General features: G+C 74.2%; 25 protein-coding genes. 9 read left to right on the plus strand and 16 right to left on the minus strand.

The features are described from left to right. Window positions 1–33 precede the first annotated feature (33 nt). Both ACZ7DY_RS30720 and ACZ7DY_RS30725 read left to right on the plus strand, forming a co-directional pair. The gene (locus ACZ7DY_RS30720; RefSeq protein ID WP_471141026.1) at window positions 34–1,434 is read left to right on the plus strand and encodes a CoA transferase; all 1,401 of its coding nucleotides are present in this window, start codon (window positions 34–36) and stop codon (window positions 1,432–1,434) included. 129 nt (window positions 1,435–1,563) lie between these two features. Beyond that, window positions 1,564–2,568, plus strand: coding sequence for a CopD family protein (locus ACZ7DY_RS30725; protein ID WP_471141902.1), 1,005 nt, complete (start codon window positions 1,564–1,566; stop codon window positions 2,566–2,568). Between the two features lie 28 nt (window positions 2,569–2,596). Here ACZ7DY_RS30725 and ACZ7DY_RS30730 read toward each other — a convergent pair whose 3' ends face one another. The 11 genes from ACZ7DY_RS30730 to ACZ7DY_RS30780 form a co-directional block, all read right to left on the minus strand. Then, window positions 2,597–3,640 (minus strand): zinc-dependent alcohol dehydrogenase family protein, encoded by a 1,044-nt coding sequence (locus tag ACZ7DY_RS30730; RefSeq protein WP_471141028.1) that lies wholly within the window; start codon window positions 3,638–3,640, stop codon window positions 2,597–2,599. Window positions 3,641–3,660: 20 nt separating this feature from the next. After that, window positions 3,661–4,377, minus strand: coding sequence for a lysoplasmalogenase (locus ACZ7DY_RS30735; protein ID WP_471141031.1), 717 nt, complete (start codon window positions 4,375–4,377; stop codon window positions 3,661–3,663). Continuing rightward, a complete protein-coding gene (locus ACZ7DY_RS30740; protein ID WP_471141034.1) occupies window positions 4,374–5,270 on the minus strand; it encodes a sterol desaturase family protein in 897 nt (298 codons plus the stop codon). The genes ACZ7DY_RS30735 and ACZ7DY_RS30740 overlap by 4 nt, the downstream gene beginning before the upstream one ends. A gap of 136 nt (window positions 5,271–5,406) precedes the next feature. Further along, entirely contained in the window at window positions 5,407–6,057 is a 651-nt protein-coding gene (locus ACZ7DY_RS30745; protein ID WP_471141904.1) for a VIT1/CCC1 transporter family protein, read from the minus strand. A 208-nt stretch (window positions 6,058–6,265) separates the two neighbouring features. Beyond that, the gene (locus ACZ7DY_RS30750) at window positions 6,266–6,910 is read right to left on the minus strand and encodes a hypothetical protein (protein WP_471141037.1); all 645 of its coding nucleotides are present in this window, start codon (window positions 6,908–6,910) and stop codon (window positions 6,266–6,268) included. Further along, complete coding sequence (locus tag ACZ7DY_RS30755; RefSeq protein WP_471141040.1) at window positions 6,907–7,242, minus strand: hypothetical protein; 336 nt, start codon at window positions 7,240–7,242, stop codon at window positions 6,907–6,909. Before ACZ7DY_RS30755 ends, ACZ7DY_RS30750 begins: the two co-directional genes overlap by 4 nt. A 24-nt stretch (window positions 7,243–7,266) precedes the next feature. Continuing rightward, window positions 7,267–12,459 (minus strand): HD domain-containing protein, encoded by a 5,193-nt coding sequence (locus ACZ7DY_RS30760; RefSeq protein WP_471141041.1) that lies wholly within the window; start codon window positions 12,457–12,459, stop codon window positions 7,267–7,269. A gap of 102 nt (window positions 12,460–12,561) precedes the next feature. Beyond that, window positions 12,562–13,800, minus strand: coding sequence for an amidohydrolase family protein (locus tag ACZ7DY_RS30765; RefSeq protein WP_471141044.1), 1,239 nt, complete (start codon window positions 13,798–13,800; stop codon window positions 12,562–12,564). Next, window positions 13,797–15,086, minus strand: a complete 1,290-nt coding sequence (locus ACZ7DY_RS30770; protein ID WP_471141047.1) for an amidohydrolase family protein — start codon at window positions 15,084–15,086, stop codon at window positions 13,797–13,799. Before ACZ7DY_RS30770 ends, ACZ7DY_RS30765 begins: the two co-directional genes overlap by 4 nt. 33 nt (window positions 15,087–15,119) lie before the next feature. After that, the gene (locus ACZ7DY_RS30775; protein ID WP_471141049.1) at window positions 15,120–16,004 is read right to left on the minus strand and encodes an SDR family NAD(P)-dependent oxidoreductase; all 885 of its coding nucleotides are present in this window, start codon (window positions 16,002–16,004) and stop codon (window positions 15,120–15,122) included. Window position 16,005: 1 nt separating this feature from the next. After that, on the minus strand, window positions 16,006–16,803 hold the full coding sequence (locus ACZ7DY_RS30780; RefSeq protein ID WP_471141052.1) for an acetoacetate decarboxylase family protein: 798 nt from the start codon (window positions 16,801–16,803) through the stop codon (window positions 16,006–16,008). Window positions 16,804–16,966: 163 nt separating this feature from the next. Here ACZ7DY_RS30780 and ACZ7DY_RS30785 point away from each other — a divergent pair, with 163 nt between their 5' ends. The 6 genes from ACZ7DY_RS30785 to ACZ7DY_RS30810 all read left to right on the plus strand — a co-directional run bounded on the left by ACZ7DY_RS30785 (window position 16,967) and on the right by ACZ7DY_RS30810 (window position 22,493). Continuing rightward, a complete protein-coding gene (locus ACZ7DY_RS30785; RefSeq protein ID WP_471141907.1) occupies window positions 16,967–17,575 on the plus strand; it encodes a TetR/AcrR family transcriptional regulator in 609 nt (202 codons plus the stop codon). A 31-nt stretch (window positions 17,576–17,606) separates the two neighbouring features. Continuing rightward, window positions 17,607–18,602, plus strand: coding sequence for a DEDDh family exonuclease (locus ACZ7DY_RS30790; RefSeq protein ID WP_471141054.1), 996 nt, complete (start codon window positions 17,607–17,609; stop codon window positions 18,600–18,602). Between the two features lie 113 nt (window positions 18,603–18,715). Beyond that, window positions 18,716–18,949, plus strand: coding sequence for a hypothetical protein (locus ACZ7DY_RS30795; RefSeq protein WP_384257666.1), 234 nt, complete (start codon window positions 18,716–18,718; stop codon window positions 18,947–18,949). A gap of 78 nt (window positions 18,950–19,027) precedes the next feature. Next, window positions 19,028–19,816 (plus strand): SURF1 family cytochrome oxidase biogenesis protein, encoded by a 789-nt coding sequence (locus ACZ7DY_RS30800; protein ID WP_471141057.1) that lies wholly within the window; start codon window positions 19,028–19,030, stop codon window positions 19,814–19,816. A 131-nt stretch (window positions 19,817–19,947) separates the two neighbouring features. Beyond that, window positions 19,948–21,732, plus strand: a complete 1,785-nt coding sequence (locus ACZ7DY_RS30805) for a glycoside hydrolase family 15 protein (protein WP_471141060.1) — start codon at window positions 19,948–19,950, stop codon at window positions 21,730–21,732. Between the two features lie 5 nt (window positions 21,733–21,737). Further along, the gene (locus ACZ7DY_RS30810) at window positions 21,738–22,493 is read left to right on the plus strand and encodes an SDR family oxidoreductase (protein WP_471141062.1); all 756 of its coding nucleotides are present in this window, start codon (window positions 21,738–21,740) and stop codon (window positions 22,491–22,493) included. Window positions 22,494–22,547: 54 nt separating this feature from the next. Here ACZ7DY_RS30810 and amaP read toward each other — a convergent pair whose 3' ends face one another. Genes amaP through ACZ7DY_RS30835 form a run of 5 tightly spaced genes read right to left on the minus strand, consistent with a single transcriptional unit; the run spans window position 22,548 to window position 24,839 of the window. Continuing rightward, the gene (amaP, locus tag ACZ7DY_RS30815; protein ID WP_471141064.1) at window positions 22,548–23,126 is read right to left on the minus strand and encodes an alkaline shock response membrane anchor protein AmaP; all 579 of its coding nucleotides are present in this window, start codon (window positions 23,124–23,126) and stop codon (window positions 22,548–22,550) included. 5 nt (window positions 23,127–23,131) lie between these two features. Then, on the minus strand, window positions 23,132–23,800 hold the full coding sequence (locus ACZ7DY_RS30820) for a DUF6286 domain-containing protein (protein WP_471141067.1): 669 nt from the start codon (window positions 23,798–23,800) through the stop codon (window positions 23,132–23,134). After that, a complete protein-coding gene (locus ACZ7DY_RS30825) occupies window positions 23,797–24,141 on the minus strand; it encodes an Asp23/Gls24 family envelope stress response protein (protein ID WP_471141070.1) in 345 nt (114 codons plus the stop codon). The genes ACZ7DY_RS30820 and ACZ7DY_RS30825 overlap by 4 nt, the downstream gene beginning before the upstream one ends. Before the next feature lie 3 nt (window positions 24,142–24,144). Then, window positions 24,145–24,330, minus strand: coding sequence for a hypothetical protein (locus ACZ7DY_RS30830; protein ID WP_355818703.1), 186 nt, complete (start codon window positions 24,328–24,330; stop codon window positions 24,145–24,147). 23 nt (window positions 24,331–24,353) lie between these two features. Then, a complete protein-coding gene (locus ACZ7DY_RS30835) occupies window positions 24,354–24,839 on the minus strand; it encodes an Asp23/Gls24 family envelope stress response protein (protein WP_471141072.1) in 486 nt (161 codons plus the stop codon). Window positions 24,840–24,977: 138 nt separating this feature from the next. Here ACZ7DY_RS30835 and ACZ7DY_RS30840 point away from each other — a divergent pair, with 138 nt between their 5' ends. Continuing rightward, window positions 24,978–25,730 carry a nucleopolyhedrovirus P10 family protein gene (locus tag ACZ7DY_RS30840; protein ID WP_471141075.1) on the plus strand — a complete coding sequence of 251 codons (753 nt, stop codon included), beginning with the start codon at window positions 24,978–24,980 and terminating at the stop codon, window positions 25,728–25,730. The last annotated feature ends 123 nt before the right edge of the window (window positions 25,731–25,853 follow it).

Consider the following 25,853-nt stretch of genomic DNA (forward strand, 5'->3'; position numbering starts at 1 on the left):
GGACAGGAGCCGCGGACCCGGCATAGTGCATGCATGACGCACTCACCTATCTCCCGGACGGCGTCGGCCTGGGCCGCGCTCGGCGGCGACCCCGCCCTCCTCGCCCGCGTCTCCACCGTCGTACGCGAGGGGGCCCTGCCGGCCCGGCTGCCCGTCATCGACCTCGCGCGCGCCTGCGTGGGCGTCTGCGCGCTGGCCGCCGCCGAGGCGGCCGCGGAGCGCGAGGGGCGAAAAATCCCGCGCGTACGGGTCGACGACGGGGCCGTGGCGACGGCCTTCACCAGTGAACGGCAGCTGCTCGTCGACGGGCGGGCCCCGGTCTCCTTCGCGCCGCTCTCCCGCTTCTGGCGCACCGCCGACGGGTGGGTGCGCACGCACGCCAACTACCCGCACCACCGGGCCGCGTTGACGACCGCTCTCGGGCTCGGCGCGGACGCGGGACCCGACGCGGTCGCCGCAGCGCTCGCCGGGCGCACCGGCGCGGCGGTCGAGGACGCGGTGTACGCCGCGGGCGGCCTGGCCGTCGCGCTGCGGACCCCTGCCGAGTGGGCGGCCCATCCGCAGGGCGCCGCCGTGGCCGGGCGCCCCCTGCTCATCCGTGAGCGGACCGGCGACGGCCCCGCCCTGCCCCTGCCCCCGCTCACCGGCGGCCCGTCGCTCCCGGCCGCCGGGCTGCGCGTCCTCGACCTGACCCGGGTCATCGCGGGACCGGTCGCGACCCGCACCCTGGCGCTGCTCGGCGCGGACGTGCTGCGCGTCGATCCGCCCGGGCTGCCCGAACTCGCCGACCAGCACACGGACACCGGCTTCGGGAAGCGGTCGGCCACGCTGGACCTCGACGACCGCACGGACCGGCGCACCTTCGACGAGCTCCTCGACCGCGCCGACGTCGTCGTCACCGGCTACCGGCCCGGCGCCCTCGACCGCTTCGGCCTCTCCGCGACGGCGGTGGCCCGGCGCCGGTCGGCTCCCGTCGTCGCCCAGCTGTCCGCGTGGGGCGATCACGGGCCGTGGGCGCGGCGGCGCGGGTTCGACAGCCTGGTGCAGGTGGCGTCCGGGATCGCCGTCGCCGAGGGGTCCCCCGAGCGGCCGGGGGCGCTGCCCGCGCAGGCCCTGGACCACGGCTCGGGGTATCTCCTCGCCGCCGCCGTCCTGCGCTCGCTGACCGAACGGTCGAGGGGCGGCGGCGCGCACCGGGTGCGGCTCGCGCTGGCGTGGACGGCCGCGTGGCTGATGAGCGGGGAGGGCGACGGGGACGCGGTCGGCGCCGGGCGGGGTTCCGCGTACGACGGTCCCGGCCCGTGGCTCGCCGAGACGGACAGCCCGCTCGGCCGGCTCCGGTATGCGCTGCCGCCGGTCTCCTTCGCCGGCGGGCCCGCCGACTGGTCGCGCCCGCCGGGCCCTTGGGGCGTCGACCGGCCGCGGTGGAGCTGACGGCCGCACGGGGAGGGAGCGGCGCGCGGTGTCCCACCGGACTTGCCCGTCGCCGGAGGCCCTGGTGAAGATCTTGTGGTGAGCTCCATACGACCGTCCGTCGAGCCCGGAGGCGACGCCACCAGCGGCATACCGGCCCCCGCCCCCGTCTCGCACCGCGCCCCGCGCCGCCGTCCCTCCGCGGGGTACGCCGTCGCCGTGCTCGTCCTCGTGGCCCTCGCCGCGCTGATCCCCCTGCTCGGCCCGGCGGCGGCGCTGCACGGCACCGGTGAGGCACGGGCGCCGGGCACGGGCGTGATCACGGTGCTGCGGACGGTCGTGTTCGCCGCCCTCTCGGTGCAGCTGGGCGAGGTGTTCGCCACCCGGCTGGCCCGCCGGGTGCCGGGCGCGCCGCTGGGCCGGGCGCCGCGCGGCTGGGCGGCGCCGGCGGCATGGGCGGGGTGCGTGGCGGCGCTCGGGCTCGCCGCGATCGTCGCCAACGGCAACCTCGTGCCGCGGCACCTCGCCGACCTGGACATCGGCCGCCTCCACGACACCCGCGACGGCCGGCTCGCCCTCCTGGAGGTCAACGCCTTCCTGGTCGCCGCGGTCTGCGCCCGTTCACGGCGTCCGGCCACCGCGGCGCTCCCCTCGGCCGCCGTGGTCCTCGCGGAGGCACTGCGGGCCCACCCGCCGGTGGAGGACGCCCCGCTCGTCGGCAGCGGCCTCACCCTGGTGCACCTGTCCTGCGGTGCGCTGTGGGCGGGCGGACTCCTGTACGTCCTGCGGGTGCTGCGGAGGTGGCGGACGTCCGCTCCGGAGGCGGCCGTCGCCGTACTGGGGCTCTACGCGCGCGTGGCCGCCGTCCTGTTCGCCGCGATCACGGCGACCGGCGTGTGCAGCACGCTGCGCCGGATGCCGCCGGGGACCGTCGTCGACCAGCTCACCGGGACGGCCTACGGCCGCACCCTGCTCGCCAAGCTGCTGGTCGTGGCCGTCGTCGCGGTCCTCGCGGTACTCGCCCGCCACCGGCTGCGCCGCACGACGGCCCCGGCATCGGCCTACCTCCCCGCGCGCGGGGAGGTGATCGCGCTGGGCGTCGTCGTGACGCTCTCGGCGCTGCTCACCGCGGTGCCGGTGCCGATCCGCTGGTGAGCCGGGCGCGCCATGGCGCGGCGTACCGCTACAGCGCGATCTGGACCTTCAGCGCGGTGCGCTCGTCCATCGCCTTGTAGCCCTCGGGCACGTCCTCCAGGCCGATCGTGCGGTCGAACACGGGTGAGGGGTCGATGGTGCCGTCAAGGACGTCGGCCAGCAGCTCCGGGAGGTACGCGCGTACGGGCGCGACGCCGCCGCGCAGCGCGATGTTCCGGTCGAACATGACGCTCAGGTCGAGGCCGGTGCCGCTGCCGTGCGGGACGCCGACGAAACCGATGGCGCCGCCGTCGCGGGTGACGTCCACGGCGGTGCGCATCGACTGCTCGGTGCCGACGGCCTCGATGACGGCGTGCGCGCCCTGGCCCCGGGTGAGTTCGCGGACGGCGGCGACCGCCGCGTCGCCGCGCTCGGCGACGACGTCCGTGGCGCCGAAGCGGCGCGCGATGTCGGTGCGGGCCCGGTGCCTGCCGAGCGCGATGATCCGTTCGGCGCCGAGCCGCCGGGCCGCGAGGACCGCGCAGAGGCCGACCGCCCCGTCGCCGACGACCACGACCGTGGCGCCGGCCCTCGCGCCCGCGCCGAGCGCCGCGTGGTGGCCGGTGCCCATGACGTCGGAGAGGGACAGGAGCGCGGTCAGGAGGCGGTCGTCGGACGCGGCGTCGGCGGGCAGCCGCACCAGGGTGCCGTCGGCGAACGGCACCCGGACCGCCTCGCCCTGGCCGCCGTCGTACCCGACGGAGCCCCAGAACCCGCCGTGCTCGCAGGAGGTGGTGAGGCCTTCCGTGCAGTAGTCGCAGACGCCGTCGGACCACATGAACGGGGCCACGACGAGGTCGCCGCGCCGCACCGCGCCCACCTCGGAGCCGGTCTCCTCGACGATGCCGAGGAACTCGTGGCCGATGCGCTGGCCCGGCTGCCGCTTGGCCTCGCCGCGGTAGGCCCACAGGTCGCTGCCGCAGATGCAGGCGCGCAGGACGCGGACGACCGCGTCGGTGGGCAGCTGGACGACGGGCTCGGGCACGTCCTCCACGCGCATGTCGAACGGGGCGTGGATGGTGGTGGCGCGCATGGGACGGTCCTCGGTGCTGATCAGGTCGGGGTGCCTACGGTCTGGCTCTCACCGTACGCCCGCGTCTTCTCCCGGCGCCCCCCGGCCACCGCAAGCACCCCCCTGGCCAGCAGGAACTGGGCCGCGAGGTACGTGATCATGATGGCGAAGTCCGGCCGGGGCAGCTGGGGCCACTCGGCGACGCCGGTCGCGATGAGGGTGTCGGAGAGCAGGAAGAGCGCCCCTCCGGCCGCCGCCGTGACGCCGAGCGTGGTCGCGCCGAAGGCCATGGCGGTGAGCAGCAGGCTGTAGCCGGCGACCGGGCCGCGCATGTCGGCCGGCAGATCGGCCCAGAGCAGCGCCACGGTGATGCCGAGCGCCAGGGCGTAGACGGTGACGAGCGCCGTCCCCCGCGCGCGGGGCGACCCGCCCGCGGGTGCGTACCGGCCGGTGTCGCCGTACCGCTTGAAGAGCACGAGGTAGCAGAGGTGCCCGGCGGCGAACGAGCCCATGCCGGCGAGGAAGGCCGGGTCGGCGTCGAAGAGCAGCAGCGTGTCGCCGCCCCAGCCGAAGAGGAGGGCGGCGATCAGCGGCCGGGGGCCGCGCAGCGCCAGGGCGTACGCGGCGAGGAGCGGCATGAGCAGCGGCTTGAGGACGGCGTGGCCCGGCCCGAAGTCCGCCAGGAGCGCGGCGAGATCGCCGAGCGCGACGGCACCGAAGGCGCCGAGGAGGAGCCGGGGCGCCGGCCGGCGGCTCACGCCGCCCGCTCGGGGACCGTCACGTCGGCGCCGGGCACGACCGCCGGGGTAGCCGCGGGCGTCTTCGGCTGCCAGCCGGGGCCGCCGAAGATCCGTCCGGCGCGCTCGCGCCAACTGGCGGCCGCCTTCAGGTCCTTGGCGATGGCGGCGTACTCGTGGGTCGCCACGCGCAGCGGATTGAAGGTGTTGATGTTCTTCGTCAGGCCGTAGACGGGCCGGTCGGTCTCGGCGACCCAGGAGCCGAAGAGGCGGTCCCAGATGATCAGGATGCCGCCGAAGTTGCGGTCCAGGTAGCCGCCCTGGGAGGCGTGGTGGACGCGGTGGTGCGAGGGCGTGTTGAGGACGAACTCGATGGGGCGGGGCAGCTTGCCGATGCGTTCGGTGTGGATCCAGAACTGGTAGACCAGATTGGCCGACGAGCAGAACGCGAGCGCCGCCGGGTGGACGCCCAGGGCGATGAGCGGCAGGTAGAAGGGCCAGACCGTGAGGCTCGTCCAGGGCTGGCGCAGCGCCGTCGTGAGGTTGAACTTGCGGCTGGAGTGGTGCACGACGTGGCAGGCCCACAGGATGCGGATGACGTGGTGGCCCCGGTGCGACCAGTAGTAGAAGAAGTCCTGGGCGAGGAGCATCAGCGGGACGGTCCACCACAGGACGGGCACGCGCAGCGGGGTCAGCGCGTAGACGCCCGAGTAGATCGCGACGATGGGGATCTTCCACAGGAAGTCGAAGACCAGGCTGCCGAGGCCCATGGTGATGCTGGTGGCGGCGTCCTTGGTGTCGTACCCGGCGGCGTCCTCGTCGGGATGGATCCGGTGGCTCACGATCTCGACGACGGTGAGCAGCACGAAGGCCGGGATGGACCACAGCACGACATCGGGCAGGTTCGGGGACATGCGTGCACCGTAGAACGGCGATTCGCCCACGACTAGGGGTTGTTACCGACAAGTATTACCGAGGGTACGGGGAGTGTTGTTGGTGATCCTCACCAAAGACCGGCCCCCAAACGGCGACGGGCCGGCCGGGTCGATCTCACACCCCGGCCGCCCCGAGCAGCGCCCCCGCCCCATAGGTCACGGCCATCGCAAGGGCCCCGCCCGCCATGTTGCGCACCACCGCGGGCCGCACCTTCGCCGCGCCGAGACGGGCGCTGCTCCAGCCGGTCAGCGCGAGCGCCGCGAGGACGGAGCCGACCGTCACGCCGAGCCGCGCCCCGGCGGGCGGCAGCACGATCGCCAGGAGCGGCAGCAGGGCGCCCACGGTGAACGCGACGAAGCTCGCCCACGCCGCGTGCCAGGGGTTGGTCAGGTCGTCGGGATCGATGCCGAGCTCCACGCGCGCGTGGGCGCGCAGGGCGTCCCGCGCGGTGAGCTGTTCGGCGGCCTCGCCGGCCACGTCACGGCTGAGCCCGCGCTCCTCCAGCATCCCGGTCAGCTCGGCCAGTTCGGCCTCGGGCTGTTCGCGCAGCTCGCGCCGTTCCACGGCCAGGGCGGCCTTCTGCGAGTCGCGCTGCGTGGACACGGACACGTACTCCCCCGCGGCCATGGACATCGACCCGGCGAGCAGCCCGGCCAGGCCCGCCGTGAGGAGGGTGCCCCGGTCGTCCGTGGCTCCCGCGACGCCGACGACGAGTCCCGCGGTGGAGACGATGCCGTCGTTGGCCCCGAGGACGGCGGCCCGCAGCCAGTTGAGCCGGGAACCGAGGGCTCCGCCGTGGGCTTCGGCGTGGGATCCGTCGCGGGATCCGTCGCGGGATCCGTCTTGCGGGGCGGCGCCGCCGGGAGAACCGTCGGCGTACCCGGGGGGGGCCACTGTCCGCTGTCTCGTCGTTCATCGTGGGAGCGTCTCACCACGGGTCCCGCACGCATCGCTGGCACGCCGTCCCGCAGGCTCAGCAGCGCCTCGCGGGGACCACCGAGCGGACCTCGTCGGCGGGGATCAGCCGCCGCGCGGGGCCGCCCTCACGGGTACCGTGGGCGAGCCCGAGCGTCACGCCCCGGGCGTCGCTGACCACCAGTTCCCCGCAGAGGGTGCCCTTCTCCGTCGTCACCAGCACGCGCGGCGCCGTCGCCACCCGGCCGCCGTCCTCCTTCCCCTCCTCCGCGCCGACCGGCACGACCCAGCTGACGGCCAGGGCCGCGACGATCGCGCACAGGCCCACGACCGAGCGCCGCCGCGCGGAGGCCAGGGCGTCCTGCGTCTCCTCCACCTCGTCGAGGACGGCGGAGAAGAGCCGGTCGCCGGTGAGCCAGGCCTGCTGCCCCAGCCGCCCGTGCGCCGCGCGCACCGCCTTGAGGGAGCCGGACAGGAGCAGCGCGAAGGCGGTCACGAGCAGGGCCGCGGTGGTCCACCGCCACACGTCCGGCATGCCCGCGACGCTCTCGCGGCCCTTCAGCACGAAGACGGCGCCGACCAGACCGGTGAGCCCGGCGAGACCGTTGCGCCACCCTTCCGCCTGCCGTCGCACGGTGGCGAGCTGGTCGGTCTGGAGCTGCTGCCCGAGCTGCGCGAGCCGTTTCTTGGCGAGATCGGTCACGAGGCGCCGCCGCCCGGCTCCGGCGCCACCGGCACATCCCAGAAGGCGCCGCAGCCTGCGTCGGGGGACTCGGGTGGCCGCTCCGGGTGCGGGTAGCCGCACATGCAGTAGACGGGGACGGAGCCGGTGAGCGGCTCGGGCCGGGCGCCGCGGCGGCGCGCCTTGGCGGGGCCGAGCATTCCGTACGCCACCCGGAACACCGTGCGGCCCCGGCAGACGGGGCAGTCGCCGGTCACGGTGTACCAGCGGCCGTCGTCGGAGCGCCGTACGGTGAAGGGTCCTGCGGGCTGGACCTCCGACTCCTGGAACGGGGTCGGCTCATGATCGGGCATCGGGGTGCGGGCCTTCCGGGAGGGTCAGTCCGCGTCGTGCCGGTACGGCAGCGCGGGCGGCAGGGGGGCGGGTTCCACGGGGCAGTGCGCGGGCGGGGTGAGACCGAACAGCGGTGCGTACAGGGCCAGTCGGTCCCGTACCCAGCCGGTGGGCCGGTCCACCTCGCGCGCCACGACGGCGACGTGCCCGGTGCTCACCCGCCCGCTGAGCGCGGGGGCTCGGCCGGTGTACCGCTCGGTGAGCACGATCAGGTCCTCCCAGACCGGCACGGTGTCCATCCCGGGCCGCGGCACGGCCAGTTCCACGCCGAAGGGACGGTAGAGCGCGAGACGGTCCCAGGCGCGGTCCAGGGACCAGCCGAAGCGTCCGGCGACCCGGACGAGGTCGAGCGGGGTGACGGGGCGGTCACCGACCAGGTCGGGTTCGAACATCGCGGTGTCGTGCGGGGTGGGGCGGTGATCGCGCCAGCTGGGGTCACCGCCGGGTACCTCCCGCCAGGGGGCACCGAGTTCGGCGTACCGCAGGAGGGAGTCCAGGCTCTGGGCGAGCGTGCACTCCTGTTCACACGCGTGCCTGATCAGGAGCCGTACGTCGGGCTCCTCGCGCCACATGACGCCTTCGGCGCCGCGCAGACAGCAGGCGCCGGCGTCGGCCTTGCTCGGGATCACGTCGGCGAGGCGCTCCGGGGAGGGCAGGCGCAGCGGCGCCTCGTAACCGGTCAGGGGCGCGAGGACGGCTAGCCGGTCGAAGGTCGTGCCGAGCGTCTTGCCGCTGACCGCGGCGGCCACCAGACCGTAGGCCTCGTCGAACTCCTTCTGCTCGTTGCCGTAGACGCCTTCGGCGAGTTCCAGCATTCCGTAGAGCGCCATCTCGCCCGGCAGGAGGCCCATGTCCTCCCGGCTCAACTCCCGCCACCGGTCGGTGAGTCCGGGGGCCGACGGGTGGACGAGGCCGCCCTCGGCGAGGCGGGCGAGTGAGCGCCGCACCTGTTCGGCGTCGGCCCGCACCCCTTGGACCGCGAGGGCGGTGTCGGCGAGAGGGGCGGGGGCCACCCACAGGCTCAGCGGGCGGAAGCGCTGGCGGGGCCCCTTCAGCAGCTCGCCGTCGAGCGGACTGCACACGTGGTCGGCGAGGCTGCCGAGGTCGGGCACCGTCATTCCCCGGGCCTCGAACATGCCGGCGTACCGTTCGACGACCTGGGCGAGGGTCAGGGAGAGGGTGCGCGAGGCGATGGCCACCTGGCCGAGCGACACCTCGGCGCCCACCACCTGCAGGCTGAAGAACCTGGAGTAGTCGGCCTCCTCGTCCGCGGTGAGATCGCGGCGCCGGGGGTCCCGCGCCACGGTGAACTCCTGCTCGAGCGGGGGCAGGTCCGGCAGGCCCAGCCAGGCGTAGCGGCGAAGGACGTCCCTGTACAGCGGTTCCTCGGGGCGGTCGCCGCGCCTCGCCCTTCCCTCGGGCCCCGCGTACCAGGGATGCCACGACAGGGCGCGCAGCTCCTCGGCGGTGGCCACGTGGTCGGCGGGCGGCGGCGAGACGGTGTCGGGGGCGCGGAAGGCGAATCCCACGGCGGCGAAGCGCCGTGCCCGGGCCAGCGCCTCCCGCACCGGGAGTCCGGCGGAGACGGAGAAGCGGTCGAGGAGCCAGAGGACGTCGAGGACGGCCTCCTCACCGAGGTCCGCGTGCCAGTGGCTGTACAGGTCGCCGTAGTAGCCCACGCCGTCGAGCAGGCGCCGGTCCGCGTCGTCCAGCGCGGTGGCGTGCGCGGTCTCCAGGTCGGGTACGGCGGGCACGGTGATGCCGGTGATGGCGTGCCGTCTGGCGCGGCCGAGGAGCCGGCCGAACGTGCACTCCTCGGTCCGGCGCGGCAGCGCGGCCCGCAGCAGGAAGTCCCGGCCGTGCAGGTCCCTCTCCAGGACCCGGGACTCCCAGGCCTGCGGGCTCGGGTAGCCCTCGACGGAGTCCGGGACCGCGAGGGCGGGCGGGCGCTCGTCCCGGCGGATCCCGGCGTCGCGCAGCACGCCGGAGCGCCAGGCGAGATAGCGGACGTCCGCCGGTGAGTACCCGGGCTTGTAGCGGTCGCGTTCGGCGGCGAGCACGGGGTCGCCGAGGAAGTAGCCGACCCGGCGGAAGGGGATGAGCGTCGTCTGGTCCCAGGTCAGCACGGACGCGACGTGGGCGTCGGCGGCCAGCAGCCGTTCGGTGATCCGCGCGGCCCCCTCCGGCAGCCAGGGGGCGAAGTCCCAGAGCCACTCCAGGTGGAACCAGTCCGGCTGCTCGAAGCGGGCGCAGGCGGCCTCGATCTCGCGGGTCACCCACCTCTGGTCGTAGGAGAAGACCCGGGTTCTGCTGGTGCTGATGTCCGGCGCGTGGGCCTCCCGCAGGTCGATCACGCAGCCGAACGGAAAGTTGCCCCGCCGCGCTTCGTACGGTTCGCCGAACAGGTCGCCCTCCTTCGTCCCGGCGTTCCACCGGGGCAGCTGGAACTCCATCCGCTCGCCCTGCTCCCCCGCCATCCCCACCAGCACCCCGTCCGCCAGCAGGCGCCCCTCCCCCGGCACCCACCACAGGTCCCGTCCCGCCCGCACCGGCCGCGCCGCGTCCCCCTCGTAGTAGAGGGTGTCCGGCGCCCACTCCCGTACCGTCCGCCCGCCCCGCTCCACCCGCATGGCGAAGTCGGTGCGCCACACGAGGGCCGCCAGCTCCTTCGCCACGTCGACCGAGTCGTCCTGGAGGTACAACCGCACGCAGGTCCCGCCGCCCGGCTGGGACTCGTCGCGTTCGCCGATGCGGAAGAGGCTGCCGCTGGACGCGATGTCCACCCGCAGCCCGCGCCCCGACTCCGCGCGCCCGTAGCGGTCCGTGGCCCGCGTGGAGATGCTGATCTCGTCGGCCAGCATGAAGTAGCTGAACACCCCGACGCCGAACCGGCTGTTGGGGTAGATGCGCAGGCTGTCGTCGGCCCGCCGCCAGCGGGCCTGTTCCCTGCGGTACTCGCGGGACTGCTCGAAGCGGCGCCCCGCCCGGGAGAACGTGCCGCGCAGCGTGTCGCGGCCCATGCCCACGCCGTTGTCCTCGCACTCCACGTAGGGGCGGCCCTCGTCGTCCGTGCCCTGACGGAAGACGATCTCGCCCTCCCAGGTGTACGGGATGGACATGCTGGCCTTGCCGTAGCGCAGCCGGGCCTGCCGGTAGCGGCAGGCGTCGAGGGCGTTCTGGTAGAGCTCGCGCAGGGCGAGGTTGCGGTCCCCGTACAGCTGGGTGCCCATGAGGAGTTCGCGCATCTCGTCCTCGGCGAGGCCGAAGCGCATGAGGGGCACTCCGTAGGCGTCGCCCTTGGTGCGGGCGTCGTACTGGGGGCGCAGCCGGTCGCAGGTGACCCGCTCGGGCAGATGGGCGAGGAGGCCGTCGGGAACGGTCCGGCCCAGGTGCTGCCTGATGCGCAGCACCGCGTCGTCCACCCACCCGGTCAGCGCCTCCAGGCCCGCGTGGACCGCTGGGTGGGGGCACTGGAGGTCGAGGTCGATGGTCCGGGTGTAGCGGTCCCTGACCCAGCGCAGTTCCCTGACGCTCTCGACGGCCTGGCGGGGGACGAGGCCGTCGGCGACGCCGATGTTGTCGACCAGGACGCCGGGCAGTTCCCTGAGGTCGCCGCCGAGCAGCCCGGCCACGGCGATCAGCCAGGACAGCTCGCGGGGCCGCCAGCTCTCCGTCACCTCGCTGACGCCGGGGGCCGCCGTGCACACGAGTTCGCCGAGCCGGAAGGGCGGTTCGCGGTCGTCGTCACAGGACTGGGCGGGCACGACTCCGGTCTGCCGGCAGATGCGCACGAGTTCGTCGGTGAGCTCCTGGACGCGTCGGGCCGGCGCGTCGTCGCCGATGAGGGCCTCGGCGAGCGGGGCGAGGAGTTGCGCGGCGTACGCCTCGTCCCACAGCTCCTCCTTGCCGCGGACGTGCCGGTGCATGAGCCAGGCGGCGACGGCGCGGGCCTCCTCGGTCCGTCCGCGGGCGGCGAGTTCGCGTCCCTTGCGCCAGATCAGGGCGTGCGCGGTGAAGGTGTGTTCCAGGTCGGCGCGTTCGGTGCGGGCCCCGGCGTCCTGGCCCGCGGGTTCGAGGTGGAAGGCGTCGGCCTCGGTGGCCGCCTTGACGCCGAGGGCGTACAGCGCCTCGCGGACGAAGGGGGCCGCGGCGAGGACGGCGAACTCCCCGGCGTCCAGGAGCGGTCCGCCCTGGGTCTGTGAGGGGGCGAGCAGGGGGCGGAGGCCCTTGATGAGGACCCGTACCGGATAGTCGTCGTCCGCCCAGGGGTCGGGCACCCCGGACATCGAGGCGGCGTACCACCGCGCGCACTCCCGTGTGAGCCGCACCAGCGCCTTTTGGAGCCGTGCCCGGCGTGCGTCGTCGCAGCGGACCGCCGTCCACAGTTCGGGGTCGCGGACCGCCGTCGTCCAGGACTCCTGGAGGGTGCGTCCCGAGCAGAGCGGCACGGCGGCGATGGCGTCGGGGCCGCTCGGCGCGTAGTGCGGGGTGGGGGTCTGCTCGTGCCGGGCGGCGCGGGCCAGTTCGGCGGTGCGCGTGGTGGTGTACGCGATGACCTCGGCCACGGTGCGCGGCGAGGTGTCGGCGTCCAGTGCCTCGGCGAGTGCGCGCGTGAAGTGGCTGCCGTGCTCGTCGTCGGAGCCGCAGCTCTGGCCGGGGCCGCAGCCGAAGAGGACGGCGACGCGCTCGCGCCAGGAGGGGAAGTTGGTCGCGGGGCCGCCGTGCGAGCCGCCGTCCGGCCCGGCCGGGTCGCGGCAGGCGTCGAGGGTGAGGAGGACCGTGCCGGCCCTGCAGCCCTGGAGCAGCGAGGTGAGGTCCAGGTCGATGAGGCTGTCGAGCGCCACCTCGGGGGGTTCGGCGGCCCAGCTCAACTGGGCGTCGGCGGGGACGAGATGGTCGGCGCCGTCGACGGAGAGGCCGTGGCCCGTGAAGTGGATGAGGACGGTGCCGTCCGTCGGCGCGGTGCAGCAGATCCGGCTGATCGCGCTGCGGATGCGGGAGCGCTGGGCGGGCTTGTCGGGGGTGAGCCCGAGGACCTCGACGCTGTAGCCGGAGGAGTGCAGGGCGGCGCCGAGCAGCTCCGCGTCGCGCTGGACGGCGGCGCCCAGGTCCGGGAACTCCTCCTCCAGTTCGTAGCGGGGCACGGCGATGATCAGCGCGCGCTTGCTCTCCCCCATGGGCCGTGCCTCCCGTTGCACCGAGCTCGACGCGGGCCAGGATCCCACAGGGGGTCCGGGGCGGTACCCGTGCGGGCACCACCCCAAGCCGTCACGCCCCCGTCACCAGACGCGCACCGACGCGCCCGTGGCGAAGACCGGGCTCGTCGCGTCGGCCGGTGCCTCCTTCAGGGGTTCGTCGATCTCCTCGACGGTGGGCCCCACCCGTGCGGCGATCTTGTCGAGGCGCTCCAGGTCGAAGCCGTAGACGCGGGCCGCGTTGCCGCCGACCATGGCCGCGATCTCGTCCCTCGGCAGGCCCGCGTAGGCGGTGCGCAGGCCCTCGCGCGAGTAGGGGTAGGTGCCCTCGTCGTGCGGGTAGTCGCTGCCCCACATGATCTTGTCGAGGCCGATCCGGTCGCGCAGCGCGGCCTCGTGGGGGCGCATGAAGCTGGCGCCCACGAAGCAGTTCTCGCGCCACACCTGGGAGGGCCCCTTGCCCATCGCGTCGGCGAGGCCCGCCCCGAACTTGGCCTCGGCGGTGTCCGGGGTGCCGGTCCGGCGGGCCGCCGCGACGAGCCGCCCGTGGTAGTAGTCCAGCATGTCGAGGACGCCGGGCACCCACCCCGAGCCCTGCTCGGTGAGGACGAGCCGCAGCTCCGGGTGGCGGCGGAAGGCCCCGCCGAAGACGAGGTGCCACAGCGCGCGGTGCGAGAACCACGTCGTCTCGACCATGAACACCGCGCGGGCGGCGGGCTCCTCGCCGAGCGGCGGCGACGCCGAGCCCGCGTGGTGGTTGACCGGCACGCCCAGCTCGGCGCAGGCGGCCCAGATCGGGTCGTACGCCGAGGAGTACAGCTCGGGCAGGCCGGAACCGGGCGGGGTGCCGGGCAGCATGAGGCCGCCGGTCAGGCCGGCCTTCACCGAGCGGTGGATCTCCTCGACGGCCAGGTCCACGTCGTTGAGGAGGATCTGGAAGACGCCCGCCCTGCGGCCCGGCGCGGCGGCGCAGAACTCCGCGAGCCAGCGGTTGTGGGCGCGCAGTCCTGCCCAGCGCTGCTCGAACTCCTCGCGGGTCGGCGCCGGGGCCATCAGGGAGGCGGAGGGGAAGAACGGCGGGATGGTGTTGGGGAAGACGACCTCGGCGACGATGCCGTCGGCCTCCAGTTCGGCGACGCGGCGGTCCGAGTTCCAGTTGCGGTCGGCGGTGTCGGCGAGGAGGTCCTCGTAGGGGTTGACGTAGGTGGCCGCCCACGCGTCGAACGCGTCGTGGTGGCGCGACTCCAGGTAGGGCCGGTAGTCCAGGAGGTCGGCGCCGGCGTGGCAGTCCGCGGAGATGACGGTGTAGCGGTCCTCGGTCACAGCTCTGCCCCCAGTACCGGGAAGTCGTGGTCGGTCAGCCAGTGGCGGCCCACGCCGCGCGAGCGCGCCCAGGAGGCCTCGACGGCCGACTGGTCGGCGGGCTGGCCCAGTTCGTCCGGGGTGGGGCCGATGCGGCGGGCCAGCGGCGCGAGTTTCTCCGTGTCGAAGCCGAAGACCTCGGCGGCGGCGAGGCCGAGCATGCGGCGGGTCTCGGCCACCGGGATGTCGTGGAAGGTCTTTCGCAGCCACGCGCGCGTGTCGGGCCAGGTGCCCTCGGGGTGCGGGAAGTCGCTGCCCCAGAGGATGTTGTCGACGCCGATCTCGTACCGCTGGGCTAGTTCGCGGCGCTTGGTGTTGGTGGCGCAGACGAAGAGCTGCCGGTCCAGGTACTCGTGCGGCGGGCGCTTGAGCTCCTCGAACGGGGAGAGCTTCTTGCCGCCGTGCGCGCCCAGGTAGAGGCGGTCCATGAACCACAGGAGGTTCGGCAGCCACCAGCAACCGGACTCCGCGACACCGAACTTCAGGCCCGGGTGGCGCTCGAAGACGCCGGACCAGAGCATGAACCACAGGGGCCGGGCGGGCCACCAGGTCACTTCGGAGACGTAGATCCCGAGGTGGTCGCCGTACTCGTGGCGGGGCGCGGCCCCGGAGTGGGTGACCACGGGCATCGCGCACTCGGCGGCCGCCGCCCACACGGGGTCGTAACGGCGGTCGTGGTAGGGCGCCTTGTCGACCCACATGGAGGGGATCATCAGGGCGCCGAGCCCGGACTCCCTGACGCGGTGCACCTCGGCGACGACGCGGTCGACGTCTCCGGTGACGGGCAGCAGGGCGACCCCGCAGTGCCGTTCGGGGTGCTCGGAGACGAAGTCGGCGAGCCAGCGGTTGTGCGCCTGGGCGCCCGCCATGCCGAGGTCGGGATCCTGGTCGCCGGAGAGTCCGAGGCCCACCCCGAAGGGGGCGGCGGTCCGGCTGTCGACGGCGTCCGCGTCGGGGAAGACGACTTCGGCGGCCACGCCGTCGCCGTCCAGTTCCTTGAGGCGCTGCGCGGCGTCCCAGCCGCCGCGCAGGCCCTCTTCGTTCTCCCGGAACCACTTGGCGGCGAAGGCGTCGTTACGGATGCCGAGCCGGGTCGCCTCCTGGCGGCGGGCGTCGCGCTCGCCGAGGAATTCGTCGAACTCCCGGTGGAAGCGGCGATCGAGGTAGGGCCGGTACTCCTCGGTGGGGAGCCCGGCGTGGCAGTCGGAGGAGATGATCAGGTACGGGTCGTTCTGCTGAGCCGTCATCACACGTCCCTCAGTCGGTCCCGGACGAATCCCTCAGTCCAGGATGAAGCTTTCCAGGTACGCCGGGTCGGAGCGGTCGAGCATCGACTGCGACCTCGCCCTGATCTGCCGGTCGCTGTGTTCGCTCTCGGGCAGCAGCCAGAACCGGCCGGCGGCGATGCCATCGGCGACGAACCGGGCGACCTCTTCGACGGGCGTGAACTCCACCTCCTGGCCCGACTCCTTCATCGCGGCCTCCCACTGGTCGAGGCTGCGGTAAGGGGTCTTGCGCGGGCGGGACTTGGCGTACCGCTCGGGCCGGTTGCGGTGCGACTCCCACAGGCCGGTGCGGAGCATGTGGGGTCCGGGGAAGAGGACGGAGGCGCCCACGCGCGCGTGCTCCGCCTTCAGATGGGCGTAGAGCGACTCGGTCATCGTCACCACGGCGGCCTTGGTGACCGCGTACACGGAGGCGGTGGGCAGCGGCGCGATGCCGCCGTCCGCGGAGGAGGTGTTGACGACGTGGCCGGGCTCGCCGCCCGCGATCATGCGGGGCACGAAGGCCTGGATGCCGTGGAAGACGCCCCAGACGTTGACCTCGAAGGCCCACTTCCAGTCGTTGGGCTCGTGCTCCCACATGCGGCCCTCGGCGCCGGAGCCGACGCCCGCGTTGTTGCACAGCACGTGGACGGCGCCGAATGTGTCGTACGCCTCTTCGGCGAGGGCGAAGACCTGCTCGCGCACCCCGACGTCGACCACGCGCGCGTGGGCCGTGGCGCCGTCCGCCCGCAGCGAGGCGGCCGCCTTCTCCAGGGCGCCCTCCTCGACGTCGGCGAGGACCACCTTCAGCCCCTCCGCGGCGAACCGGCGGGCCATGGCGAGCCCGATGCCGCCGGCCGCCCCGGTGACGACGGCGACCTGTCCCGGGCGCAGCTCCATCTCAGGCGCTCCCCTCGGGCGGGCCGTCGAGCATCTGCGCCGGGTCGTCGTAGCGCTGGTGGATGTAGGGCAGCAGGGCCTGCGCGCTGACGCGCTCGACGACGCGGCCCTGCTGGTCGGTGGTCTTCTCGCCGATGGTGATCTCGACGAGCGCGCGCACCGGCAGGTCGGCCACCGGGTCGTACATCGACTCGCGCAGCACGACGTCGCCGGTGACCGCCTCCAGCCTGCGGACCTTCTCGTTGCGCACGCAGTGCACGAGCACCGGGTCCACGTCGAAGCCCGAACCGTCCACGGCGGGCAGGAACTTGAAGTAGAAGTCGGTCTTGCGCGTCGGCTCGGGGAGCGGCAGCGCGCCGCTGACCGCGCCGCGCACCTCCACGAACGCGATGCCGTGCCGGGCGAGGCTCGCCCGCACGACCAGGCCGTCGCGCTCGACCAGGACCTCGCCGAGCTTCTTCGGCTCGCCGAAGACCTCGCGGCCGCCGATCAGGGCCCGTTCGTGGGTCATCGGCATCACCAGCGGATACCAGCCCGCCACTCCCCCGTGTTCGGCCGCGACGGCGACCGAGCCCGCGCCCAGCGGGTAGCCGGGCAGGTCGACCTTGCTGATGTTCGCCCGCACCAGGGGCCGCCCGGAGGGTTTCAGCGGCGGCGGCAGGACCGCCGCGACCGCGTCGGGGTCGCTCTCCCAGACGGCCACCACACCGGTCGACCAGATGTCGGGGAGCCGGGAACTCGCGGTGCGGGAGGCGGCGATCTCCGCCTCGGAGCGCGCGCCGTAGCGAATGCGTGCCATGTCGTACCACCCTTCGTCAGCGCGGAATCGGGTCCGCGGCCGGGACTTGCGGCGGTTCTGTAACACAGTTACAACAGGAGCCGTGAAGGGTAAAGAGACACGGCGCGACGAAGCGCGGACCGGGCCGCGCGGCACCACGGGGGCCGAAGAGTCGCGCGTACGGCTGGACCGGGAGCAGGTCCTCGCCGCCGCCGCGGCTCTCGTCAAGCGGCACGGACCCGAGGCCCTGACGATGCGCTCGCTCGCCGCCGAGCTCGGCACCGCGGTCACCTCGATCTACTGGCACGTCGGCAACCGCGAGTCGCTCCTGGACGCCCTCGTCGAGCGCACCCTCGCCGACCTCGGAGAGATCCGCGCCACCGGCCGCACCCCCGCGCAGCGGATCGTCTCCGTGGCGCGCGCCCTGCGCCGCCGGCTCCTCGACCACCCGCACCTCGTCGCGATGGTCCACGAACGGGGCCTCACCGAAAGGATGTTCCTGCCCGCGCAGCGGACCCTCGTGCACGAGGTGCACGGGGCGGGGCTGCGCGGCGCCCGCGCCGCCGGTGCCGTGCGCGCCGTCCAGGTGCACGTCGTCGGGCACGTCCTGGTCGAGCGCAACCGGGAGCGCGCGCCCGCCCAGCACCCAGGCGAACAGGAGCTGTGGACGGCGCGGGCGGCGGAGCAGGACGGCGCGCTCGCCCGCGCGCTGGCCGCGCCGCTCGACGCCGAGGCGCTGTTCGACACCTCCGTCAGGGCTCTGGTGGCCGGACTGCTCGGACCGGCGGACTGACTGTCGGTCGCGGCCCGTATCCTCATGGACCATGCTCGAAGACCGCACGACCGCAGCGTCCGCCGCCCCCTGGCCGGCCGCGTATCCAACGGGGTACGCGGTCGTCGACGTGGAGACCACCGGCCTGGCCCGCGACGACCGCATAGTGTCGGCCGCCGTCTACCGGGTGGACGCCCGGGGCGAGATCGAGGACCACTGGTACACGCTGGTCAATCCGGAGCGCGACCCGGGCCCGGTCTGGATCCACGGTCTCACCAGCGAGGTGCTCGCCGACGCGCCGCTCTTCAGGGACGTCGCCGAGGAGTTCGCGCGCCGCCTCGACGGCCGCGTCCTCGTCGCGCACAACGCCGTCTTCGACTGGTCGATGATCGCCAGGGAGTACGCGCGCGCGGAGCGCACCGCCCCCGTGCGCCAGCGGCTGTGCACCATCGCGCTCTCCAAGGAACTGGCGCTCCCGCTGCCCAACCACAAGCTGGAGTCCCTGGCCGCGCACTTCGGCGTCGAGCAGCGCCACGCGCACAACGCCCTGGACGACGCGCGCGTGCTCGCCGAGGCCTTCCGGCCCAGCCTGCTCGCGGCGGCCGGCGGCAATGTCCGCCTGCCCCTGCTGGAGTGCCGCCCGCTCACCGAGTGGTCCGACGGGGCGGCCCGCATCGTCCGCCAGTCGACGGGTCCGGCGCCCGCCTCCTCGTACCGGCCCGGGAGTTGGCGCCCCTCGCGGAAGCGGCCGCCGTGCCCGTATCCGAACCCGGGACGTTACGAACCGGGCAAACCGCTCAAGCAGGGCATGCGGGTGGCGTTCTCCGGGGACACCTCCATAGAGCGCGAACTCCTGGAGGACCGGGCGGTGGAGGCCGGCCTGCACATCGCCACGAGCGTGTCCCGCCTCACCAGTCTGCTCGTGACGAACGACCCGGACTCCGGCACCTCCAAGACCGTCAAGGCGCGCTCGTTCGGCACGCCCGTCATCGACGAGGCGGCCTTCGGGCAGCTCCTCCAGGACGTGACGCCCGCCACGGAGCCGTAACCGCACAGGCGTTCCTCGACCGGGGACGCCCCCGGCGTCAGACGGGTGATTGCCGCGCGACTCGCCCGCCGACCGCTCGCCCCGCACCGCCGCCGCGCCGCACCCTGTGGCGCATGGCACGTTGCGAGGTCTGCGGAAACGACTACGGCATGTCCTTTGAAGTCCATGCCCAGGGGGCAGTGCACGTCTTCGACTGCTTCTCCTGCGCCATCCACCGCATGGCGCCCATCTGCGAGCACTGCCGGTGCCGCATCATCGGCCAGGGCGTCGAGGTGGAGGGCCACTGGTACTGCGGCGCCCACTGCTCGCGCGCGGAGGGGCGGGTGGGCATCGTCGACAGCGTCTGACCCGGCCCTCCCACCCCGGCCCCGCTCATCCCGACCCCACCCCCCGCCACCCCACGGCCCTAGAGGTACGGTCGTGGGGTGTACCGCTTCCTCCTGACCCGGCAGTGGGTGATCCTCACCCTCATCGCCCTCGTCCTCATCCCCGTGATGGTCGAGCTGGGTTTCTGGCAGCTGCACCGCCACGAGCACCGCGTCGCGCAGAACCACCGGATCTCCGCCGCGCTGGCCGCCGACCCGGTCCCGGCCGAGAAGCTCACCTCGCCCGGCCACGAGGTCCCCGACAAGGACCTCTACCGCCGGGTGAGCGCCAAGGGCACGTACGACACGGAGCACGAGGTCGTCGTGCGGCGCCGCACCAACGCCGACGACGAGGTCGGCTTCCACGTGCTGACGCCGTTCGTCCTCGACGACGGCAAGGTCCTGCTCGTCAACCGCGGCTGGATCCCCGCCGACGGCCCGCAGACCGCCTTCCCGAAGATCCCCGCCGCCCCCCGGGGCGAGGTCACCGTCACCGGCCGGCTGAAGGCCGACGAGACCTCCGCGGCCAGCGGCATCAAGAACGTCCGCGGCCTTCCGGACCGTCAGATCATGCTGATCAGCAGCGGTCAGCAGGCCGACAGCCTCGGCAAGCAGGTCCTCGGCGGTTACATCGAGCAGACCTCGCCCGAGCCGCGGAACAACTCCCCCCAGCTGATCGGCGAGCCCGACCACAGCGGCATCGGCCCGCACATGGCGTACGCCGTGCAGTGGTGGCTGTTCGCCGCGGGCGTCCCGATCGGCTGGGTGATCCTCGTCCGCAGGGAGCGCCGCGACCGCGCGGCGGCCGCGCAGAGCTCCGCCGAGGAGACCGTGCCGGCCAACGCCTGAGCGTCCCGCGACCGGCCGGTCCGGCCGCCCGGATGCCGGAGATGTCCGGTTCGCCCGATCCCCTTGGGGCGCGCCAAGCCCTGGTCACTGTCCCCCGATTGGCCGGGCCCCTTCGCGGGAAACCGTTCCCCGTGCATCACCCCATCGAGGATTACGCGCTCATCGGCGACCACCAGACCGCCGCCCTGATCGGCAGGGACGGCTCCCTGGACTGGCTCTGCCTGCCCCGATTCGACTCCGCCGCCTGCTTCGCCGCGCTGCTCGGCGACGAGGAGAACGGCCACTGGCGCATCGCCCCGAAGGGTGCGGGCCCCTGCACCCGGCGCGCCTACCGCCCCGACTCCCTCGTCCTCGACTCCGAGTGGGAGACGGCCGACGGCTCCGTGCGCGTCACGGACTTCATGCCACAGCGCGACCGCGCCCCCGACGTCGTACGCATCGTCGAGGGGCTCAAGGGCAGCGTCACCATGCGCAGCACCCTGCGGCTCCGCTTCGACTACGGCTCGGTCGTGCCGTGGATGCGCAAGAGGGACGGCCACCGCATCGCGGTCGCGGGCCCCGACTCCGTCTGGCTGCGCAGCGAACCGGCCGTGCACACCTGGGGCCATGACTTCGGCACCCACTCCGAGTTCACCGTCGAGGAGGGCGAGCGGGTGGCCTTCGTCCTCACCTGGCACCCCTCGCACGAACCGCGCCCCGCGCTCGTCGACCCCTACGACGCCCTGCGCGACAGCCTGGAGGACTGGCGGGCCTGGGCGGCGCAGTGCCGGTACGACGGCCCGCACCGCGACGCCGTCGTCCGCTCCCTCATCACCCTCAAGACCCTCACCTACGCCCCCACGGGCGGCATCGTGGCCGCCCCCACCACCTCGCTCCCCGAGGAGCCCGGCGGCGTGCGCAACTGGGACTACCGGTTCTGCTGGCTGCGCGACTCCACGCTCACCCTCGGCGCGCTGCTCGCCGCCGGCTACTCCGAGGAGGCCGGGGCGTGGCGCGACTGGCTGCTGCGCGCGGTCGCCGGTGACCCCGCGGACCTGCAGATCGTGTACGGCCTCGCCGGCGAGCGGCGCCTTTCGGAGTACGAGATCTCCTGGCTGCCCGGCTACGCGGGCTCCGCCCCGGTGCGCGTCGGCAACGAGGCCGTCAAACAGCTCCAGCTCGACGTGTACGGCGAGGTCGTCGACTCCCTCGCCCTCGCCGACCGTTCGGGCCTCGACACGCCTCCCCACGCCTGGCACCTCCAGCTGTCCCTGCTCGAATTCCTGCATGAGAAGTGGCGCGAACCTGACCAGGGTCTGTGGGAGGTGCGCGGCCCCCGCCGCCACTTCGTGTACTCGAAGGTGATGGTGTGGGTCGCCGCCGACCGCACGGTGCGCTCCCTGGAGCAGAACCCCAGGCTGCGCGGCGACGTCGAGCGCTGGCGGCGGCTGCGGGACGAGGTGCACCGCGAGGTCTGCGAACGCGGTTACGACGCGGAACGCAACACCTTCACGCAGTCCTACGGCTCCGCCGAACTCGACGCCTCACTGCTGCTCATCCCCCGCGTCGGCTTCCTGCCGCCCGACGACCCCCGCGTCATCGGCACCATCGACGCCGTCCGCGCCGAGCTCGGCAACAACGGGTTCCTGCGCCGCTACACCGCGGACCAGACGGCCATCGACGGACTGCCCGGCGAGGAGGGCGTCTTCCTGGTCTGCTCGTTCTGGCTGGCGGACGCCCTGCACATGACGGGCCGCACGAAGGAGGCGCGCGAACTGTTCGACCGGCTCCTCGCGCTCCGCAACGACGTGGGGCTGCTCTCCGAGGAGTACGACCCGGCCTCCGGCCGCCAGCTCGGCAACTTCCCGCAGGCGTTCAGCCACATCGGTCTGGTGAACACCGCCCTCGCGCTCTTCGGGGAGGACGCGGGAGGATAGGAGCCATGGATCTTGGACTGAAAGACCGTGTGTACGTGGTCACCGGCGCCACCCGCGGGCTCGGCAACGCCACCGCCCGTGAGCTGGTCGCCGACGGCGCGAAGGTCGTGATCACCGGCCGCGACGAGAAGACCGTCACCGAAGCGGCCGCCGAGCTCGGCGAGGGCGCCGTCGGCGTCGCCGCCGACAACGCCGACCCGGCGGCCGCCCGGACGCTGATCGCCGCGGCGCGCGAGCACTTCGGGCGCTTCGACGGCGTGCTGATCAGCGTCGGCGGACCCGCGCCGGGCTTCGTCGCGGACAACACCGACGAGCAGTGGCAGGCGGCCTTCGAGTCGGTCTTCCTCGGGGCCGTGCGGCTCGCCCGCGCCGCGGCCGCCGAGCTCGGCGAGGGCGGCGTCATCGCCTTCGTGCTCTCGGGCTCGGTGTACGAGCCGATCGCGGGCCTGACGATCTCCAACGGGCTGCGCCCGGGGCTCGCCGGTTTCGCCAAGTCCCTCGCGGACGAGCTCGGCCCGCGCGGCATCCGTGTCCTCGGCGTACTACCCGGCCGGATCGCCACCGATCGCATGCGTCAGCTCGACGGCCTCTCCCCGGACCCCGAGGCCACCCGCGCGGCCAACGAGGCGGGCATTCCGCTGCGCCGCTACGGCACACCGGAGGAGTTCGGCCGCACGGCGGCGTTCCTGCTCTCGCCCGCGGCCTCGTACCTGACGGGCATCATGGTCCCGGTGGACGGCGGATCGCGCAGCGGCTTCTGACCGCACCGGGCCGCACACCGGGCACGCGGCCGACGGCTCCGCCGGCCCGGCGGGTCAACTCACGCGCTCGGCGCGGTGCTTGAGGCCGCGCAGCCGCACCGTGGCCGGCAGGCTCGCCAGGCCCGCCGAGTCACGGGCGTGCTCCAGGGTCTCGGCGGAGAAGCGGTGCAGCGCCTCGGCGGGCGTGGCGTGGGGTTCGAGCACGAGCTCCGCGCGCGCCCGTGGCGTGCCGCGCCGCCCGGTCAGGGCGACCTGGGCGCGCCGCACGCCGTCCAGCGCCTCGGCCTCACCGGCCAGTACGTTCTCCATCGCCCGGCCGCGCAGCAGGGCGCCCTCGCCGTCGCCGGTCTCCACCAGGACCTCGGCGAGGCGGTGGCGGCGCAGCTGTGCGGAGAGCCACCACAGGGCGAGCAGCACGAGCACCGCGAGGGCGGCGATGACCGTGGGCCAGAACCAGCCCTCGTCCCGCCAGCGCGCCCGGTCGGCGCCGCTGACCAGTACGTCGTGCCGGCCGTCGTGGATCCACCACGAGGGCGGTGCGGCGCCGAGCCCGACGGCGAGCACGGAGCCGCCCAGGACGAGGAGCACCAGACCGGCGAGGGCGAGCAGGACGCGGTTGACCGTGCGCAGCATCGCGCTCACCCCTTCCTGCCGGGCCGGGCCACCCGGACCGAGAGGCCGGGAGCGCGCGCGAGGCCCAGGTCGCGGATGCCGTCGGCCAGGGTGGCGTCCAGATCACCGCGTACGTCGTCGAGTTCACGGAAGTGCGATACGGCGCGCACGTCCACCTTGGAGCGCGACATGCGGACCCGTACGGACTGCACGCCCGGCACGTCCATGGCCCGGTCGCGCAGCACCATCGCCGCCGCGCCGCGGTGCAGGCCCGCCCGCACGTCGGAGTGGGTGCGCCGCATCGGAAGGAGGGCGCGCTGCCCGGGCGTCGCCGCGAGCACGATGAGCCAGAGCCCGGCGAGGGCGGCCACCGCGGCGCCGGCGAGCACGGCGGTGTCGTCCAGGGGCCGCTCGGCGAGCTGGTGGGCCAGTTCGCGCCGCCAGCGCATCGCCGGGTGGTCGGCCCTGACGGCGACCACGTCGTACAGGAACAGCCCGGCCGCGCCGAGGAGCAGCAGGGAGAGGACGGCCGCGGGCACCCGGCGGGCCGACCAGAACCGGCGGGCCCTGCCGTCCTCGCCGGCGAGGGTGGGCAGCGGCTGGTAGGCGGAGGCGGAGGCCGACTGGTCGAGCTCGCTCCCGGCCTCGATGACCGGCAGCGGCCGGGTGCCGCCACCCCCCTGGGGTTCGCTCATCGTGTCCTCCCCTGTGCCGCGGCGCGGACGCGCGCCGAGTGCAGCCGCTCCACCTGGACGGCCACCTCGGGCACGTCCATCCCCGCCAACGCCTTTACCCGCTGGGCGACATGGCGACGCACCGCGCCGCACTGGCCGCCGATGTCGCACGGATAGTCCAGTTCGAGGCTGACGCGGATGCGGGCCTCGTCATGGCGGACGGAGACCGTGGCGCGCGGCGGCGGGCCGTCGGGCGGGACCGCGTCCACCGCCTCGCGGGCCGCCTGCGCGGCGATCTTGGCGACGACCCGGTCGGCGATGCGGGTCGCGCCGCGCTCCTTCGGCGTGACCTGTGCCGCCACCGCTCACCGCCGCCGGTCGCCGCGGCCGCGGAAGAAGTCGCCGGGTTCCAGGTCCCCCTCGAGGAACCTGCCGGCCACGAAACCGATGGCGCCCAAGGCGGCCACCAGCAGGAACGCCCCGAATCCGCCGAAGTATCCGGCGAAGCCGAGAGCCATTCCGGCCACCATGCCGATCACGGCCATACTCATCGTGCGCTCCTTAGCGGTACGTCCTACTGGAGGCGTCCCTGGGGCTCGTCGTCGTCCTCGTCGGGCAGTTTCACGTCGCTCACGGCGATGTTGACCTCGACGACCTCGAGCCCGGTCATGCGCTCGACGGCCGTGATCACGTTCTCCCGTACGTCCTGTGCGACGTCCGCGATGGAGACGCCGTACTCGACGACGATCTCCAGGTCGAGCGCGGTCTGTACCTCGCCGACCTCGGCCTTCACCCCGCGCGACACCGACTTCGAGCCGCCGGGGACCCGGTCGCGCACGGCCCCGAAGGTCCGCGCGAGGCCGCCGCCCATGGCGTGCACGCCCTCGACGTCGCGGGCGGCGAGTCCGGCGATCTTCTCGACGACGCCGTCCGCGATGGTGGTGCGGCCCCGGCTGCCGGGGTCACCGCCGCCCCGTCCCGGCGCGGTCCGTGCCACGCTCTCGTCCCGGGAGTCCTTCTCCAGCGTCTGAGACGCCTTCCGCTGTCCGGTCTCGGTCATCGCCGTCCCGTTCCTTTCGACAGGGGATCTGCTCCGTCGAATGAAGCTGCTTCTGAGGCTGCTTCGATGAGGCTGCTTCTGTGCCCACATTAAGCGCGGCCCCGCGCCCGCGCGCCCGGGATGCGGCAGGGTGGAGCCATGACGGGCGAGGGTTGGACCCAGGCGGTACGCCGACAGCTAGGGCTCGGCCGGGTGCTGCCGCTGGGCGGCGCCGGAGACGGCACATGGGTGACGGAATCCGCGGTGGACGGCGCGTTGCGCCAGATGGCTGAGAAGGTCGACGGCGTGCGCCTCGGCACGCTGCGCGTCGCGTCGGCCGATCCGGGCCGTACGTACGAGGCGGCGGTACCGGCGCCCCCGAGCGCCCTGCCGCCGGGGCCGCTGCGGATCTCCGCGGAGTTCGCGGCCGTGGCCACCGAACCGCTGCCCGAGGCGGCGGACCGGCTGCGCGCGGCGCTTACCGCCGGGGCGCACCGGCTCGGTCTCGCGGCCGAGGGGGTGGACCTGAAGGTGACGGGTCTGCTCGACGAGGGCGTGGGCGAGGGCGTGGGTGAGGGCCGGGGCGGCGCCGGTCCGGCGGGTGACGGGGAGCCGGCCGCGCCCGCGGAGCGGCCGGCGGGCGTCGCGGACGGCGACGACGACGCGGCGCGCGTGGAGCGGGCCGCCCTTTCGGTGCCGGGCGTGGCCCGGCTGACCGGGGTGCTCGGCCGGGCCGTACATCTGGAGGAGCGCCCTGCCCAGGACCGGCTTTCGCGCCGCCACGCGCGCGTGGAGCTCGCGACGGACCGCGGGCACCGTCCGCTGGACGTGGCGCTCGCGGTCCGCGCGGCGGTCGGCGCCGCCCTGCCCGACCGCCCTTCGGTGGCCGTGCTCATCACGGAACTGGGCTAGGGCGTCTCCGCGAAGTCCCGTCCGGCCCGCGACGCCTGGCACGCGCGCTCGCCGCGTTGTCGGGCCCGCCCGAGTACGCCCACGCGCGCACGACGCGACTTCGCGGACACGCCCCAGGGCCTG

The sequence above is a fragment of the Streptomyces sp. NPDC037013 genome (assembly GCF_055607265.1).

Coding starts and splice junctions, on each gene's coding strand:
- ACZ7DY_RS30820 (WP_471141067.1), bottom strand. CDS start 23,800: ATGAGCGAACCCCAGGGGGGTGGCGGCACCCGGCCGCTGCCGGTCATC.
- amaP (WP_471141064.1), bottom strand. CDS start 23,126: ATGCTGCGCACGGTCAACCGCGTCCTGCTCGCCCTCGCCGGTCTGGTG.
- ACZ7DY_RS30740 (WP_471141034.1), bottom strand. CDS start 5,270: ATGTCCCCGAACCTGCCCGATGTCGTGCTGTGGTCCATCCCGGCCTTC.
- ACZ7DY_RS30840 (WP_471141075.1), top strand. CDS start 24,978: ATGACGGGCGAGGGTTGGACCCAGGCGGTACGCCGACAGCTAGGGCTC.
- ACZ7DY_RS30795 (WP_384257666.1), top strand. CDS start 18,716: ATGGCACGTTGCGAGGTCTGCGGAAACGACTACGGCATGTCCTTTGAA.
- ACZ7DY_RS30775 (WP_471141049.1), bottom strand. CDS start 16,004: ATGGAGCTGCGCCCGGGACAGGTCGCCGTCGTCACCGGGGCGGCCGGC.
- ACZ7DY_RS30755 (WP_471141040.1), bottom strand. CDS start 7,242: ATGCCCGATCATGAGCCGACCCCGTTCCAGGAGTCGGAGGTCCAGCCC.
- ACZ7DY_RS30780 (WP_471141052.1), bottom strand. CDS start 16,803: ATGGCACGCATTCGCTACGGCGCGCGCTCCGAGGCGGAGATCGCCGCC.
- ACZ7DY_RS30770 (WP_471141047.1), bottom strand. CDS start 15,086: ATGACGGCTCAGCAGAACGACCCGTACCTGATCATCTCCTCCGACTGC.
- ACZ7DY_RS30790 (WP_471141054.1), top strand. CDS start 17,607: ATGCTCGAAGACCGCACGACCGCAGCGTCCGCCGCCCCCTGGCCGGCC.
- ACZ7DY_RS30760 (WP_471141041.1), bottom strand. CDS start 12,459: ATGGGGGAGAGCAAGCGCGCGCTGATCATCGCCGTGCCCCGCTACGAA.
- ACZ7DY_RS30830 (WP_355818703.1), bottom strand. CDS start 24,330: ATGAGTATGGCCGTGATCGGCATGGTGGCCGGAATGGCTCTCGGCTTC.
- ACZ7DY_RS30730 (WP_471141028.1), bottom strand. CDS start 3,640: ATGCGCGCCACCACCATCCACGCCCCGTTCGACATGCGCGTGGAGGAC.
- ACZ7DY_RS30810 (WP_471141062.1), top strand. CDS start 21,738: ATGGATCTTGGACTGAAAGACCGTGTGTACGTGGTCACCGGCGCCACC.
- ACZ7DY_RS30720 (WP_471141026.1), top strand. CDS start 34: ATGACGCACTCACCTATCTCCCGGACGGCGTCGGCCTGGGCCGCGCTC.
- ACZ7DY_RS30835 (WP_471141072.1), bottom strand. CDS start 24,839: ATGACCGAGACCGGACAGCGGAAGGCGTCTCAGACGCTGGAGAAGGAC.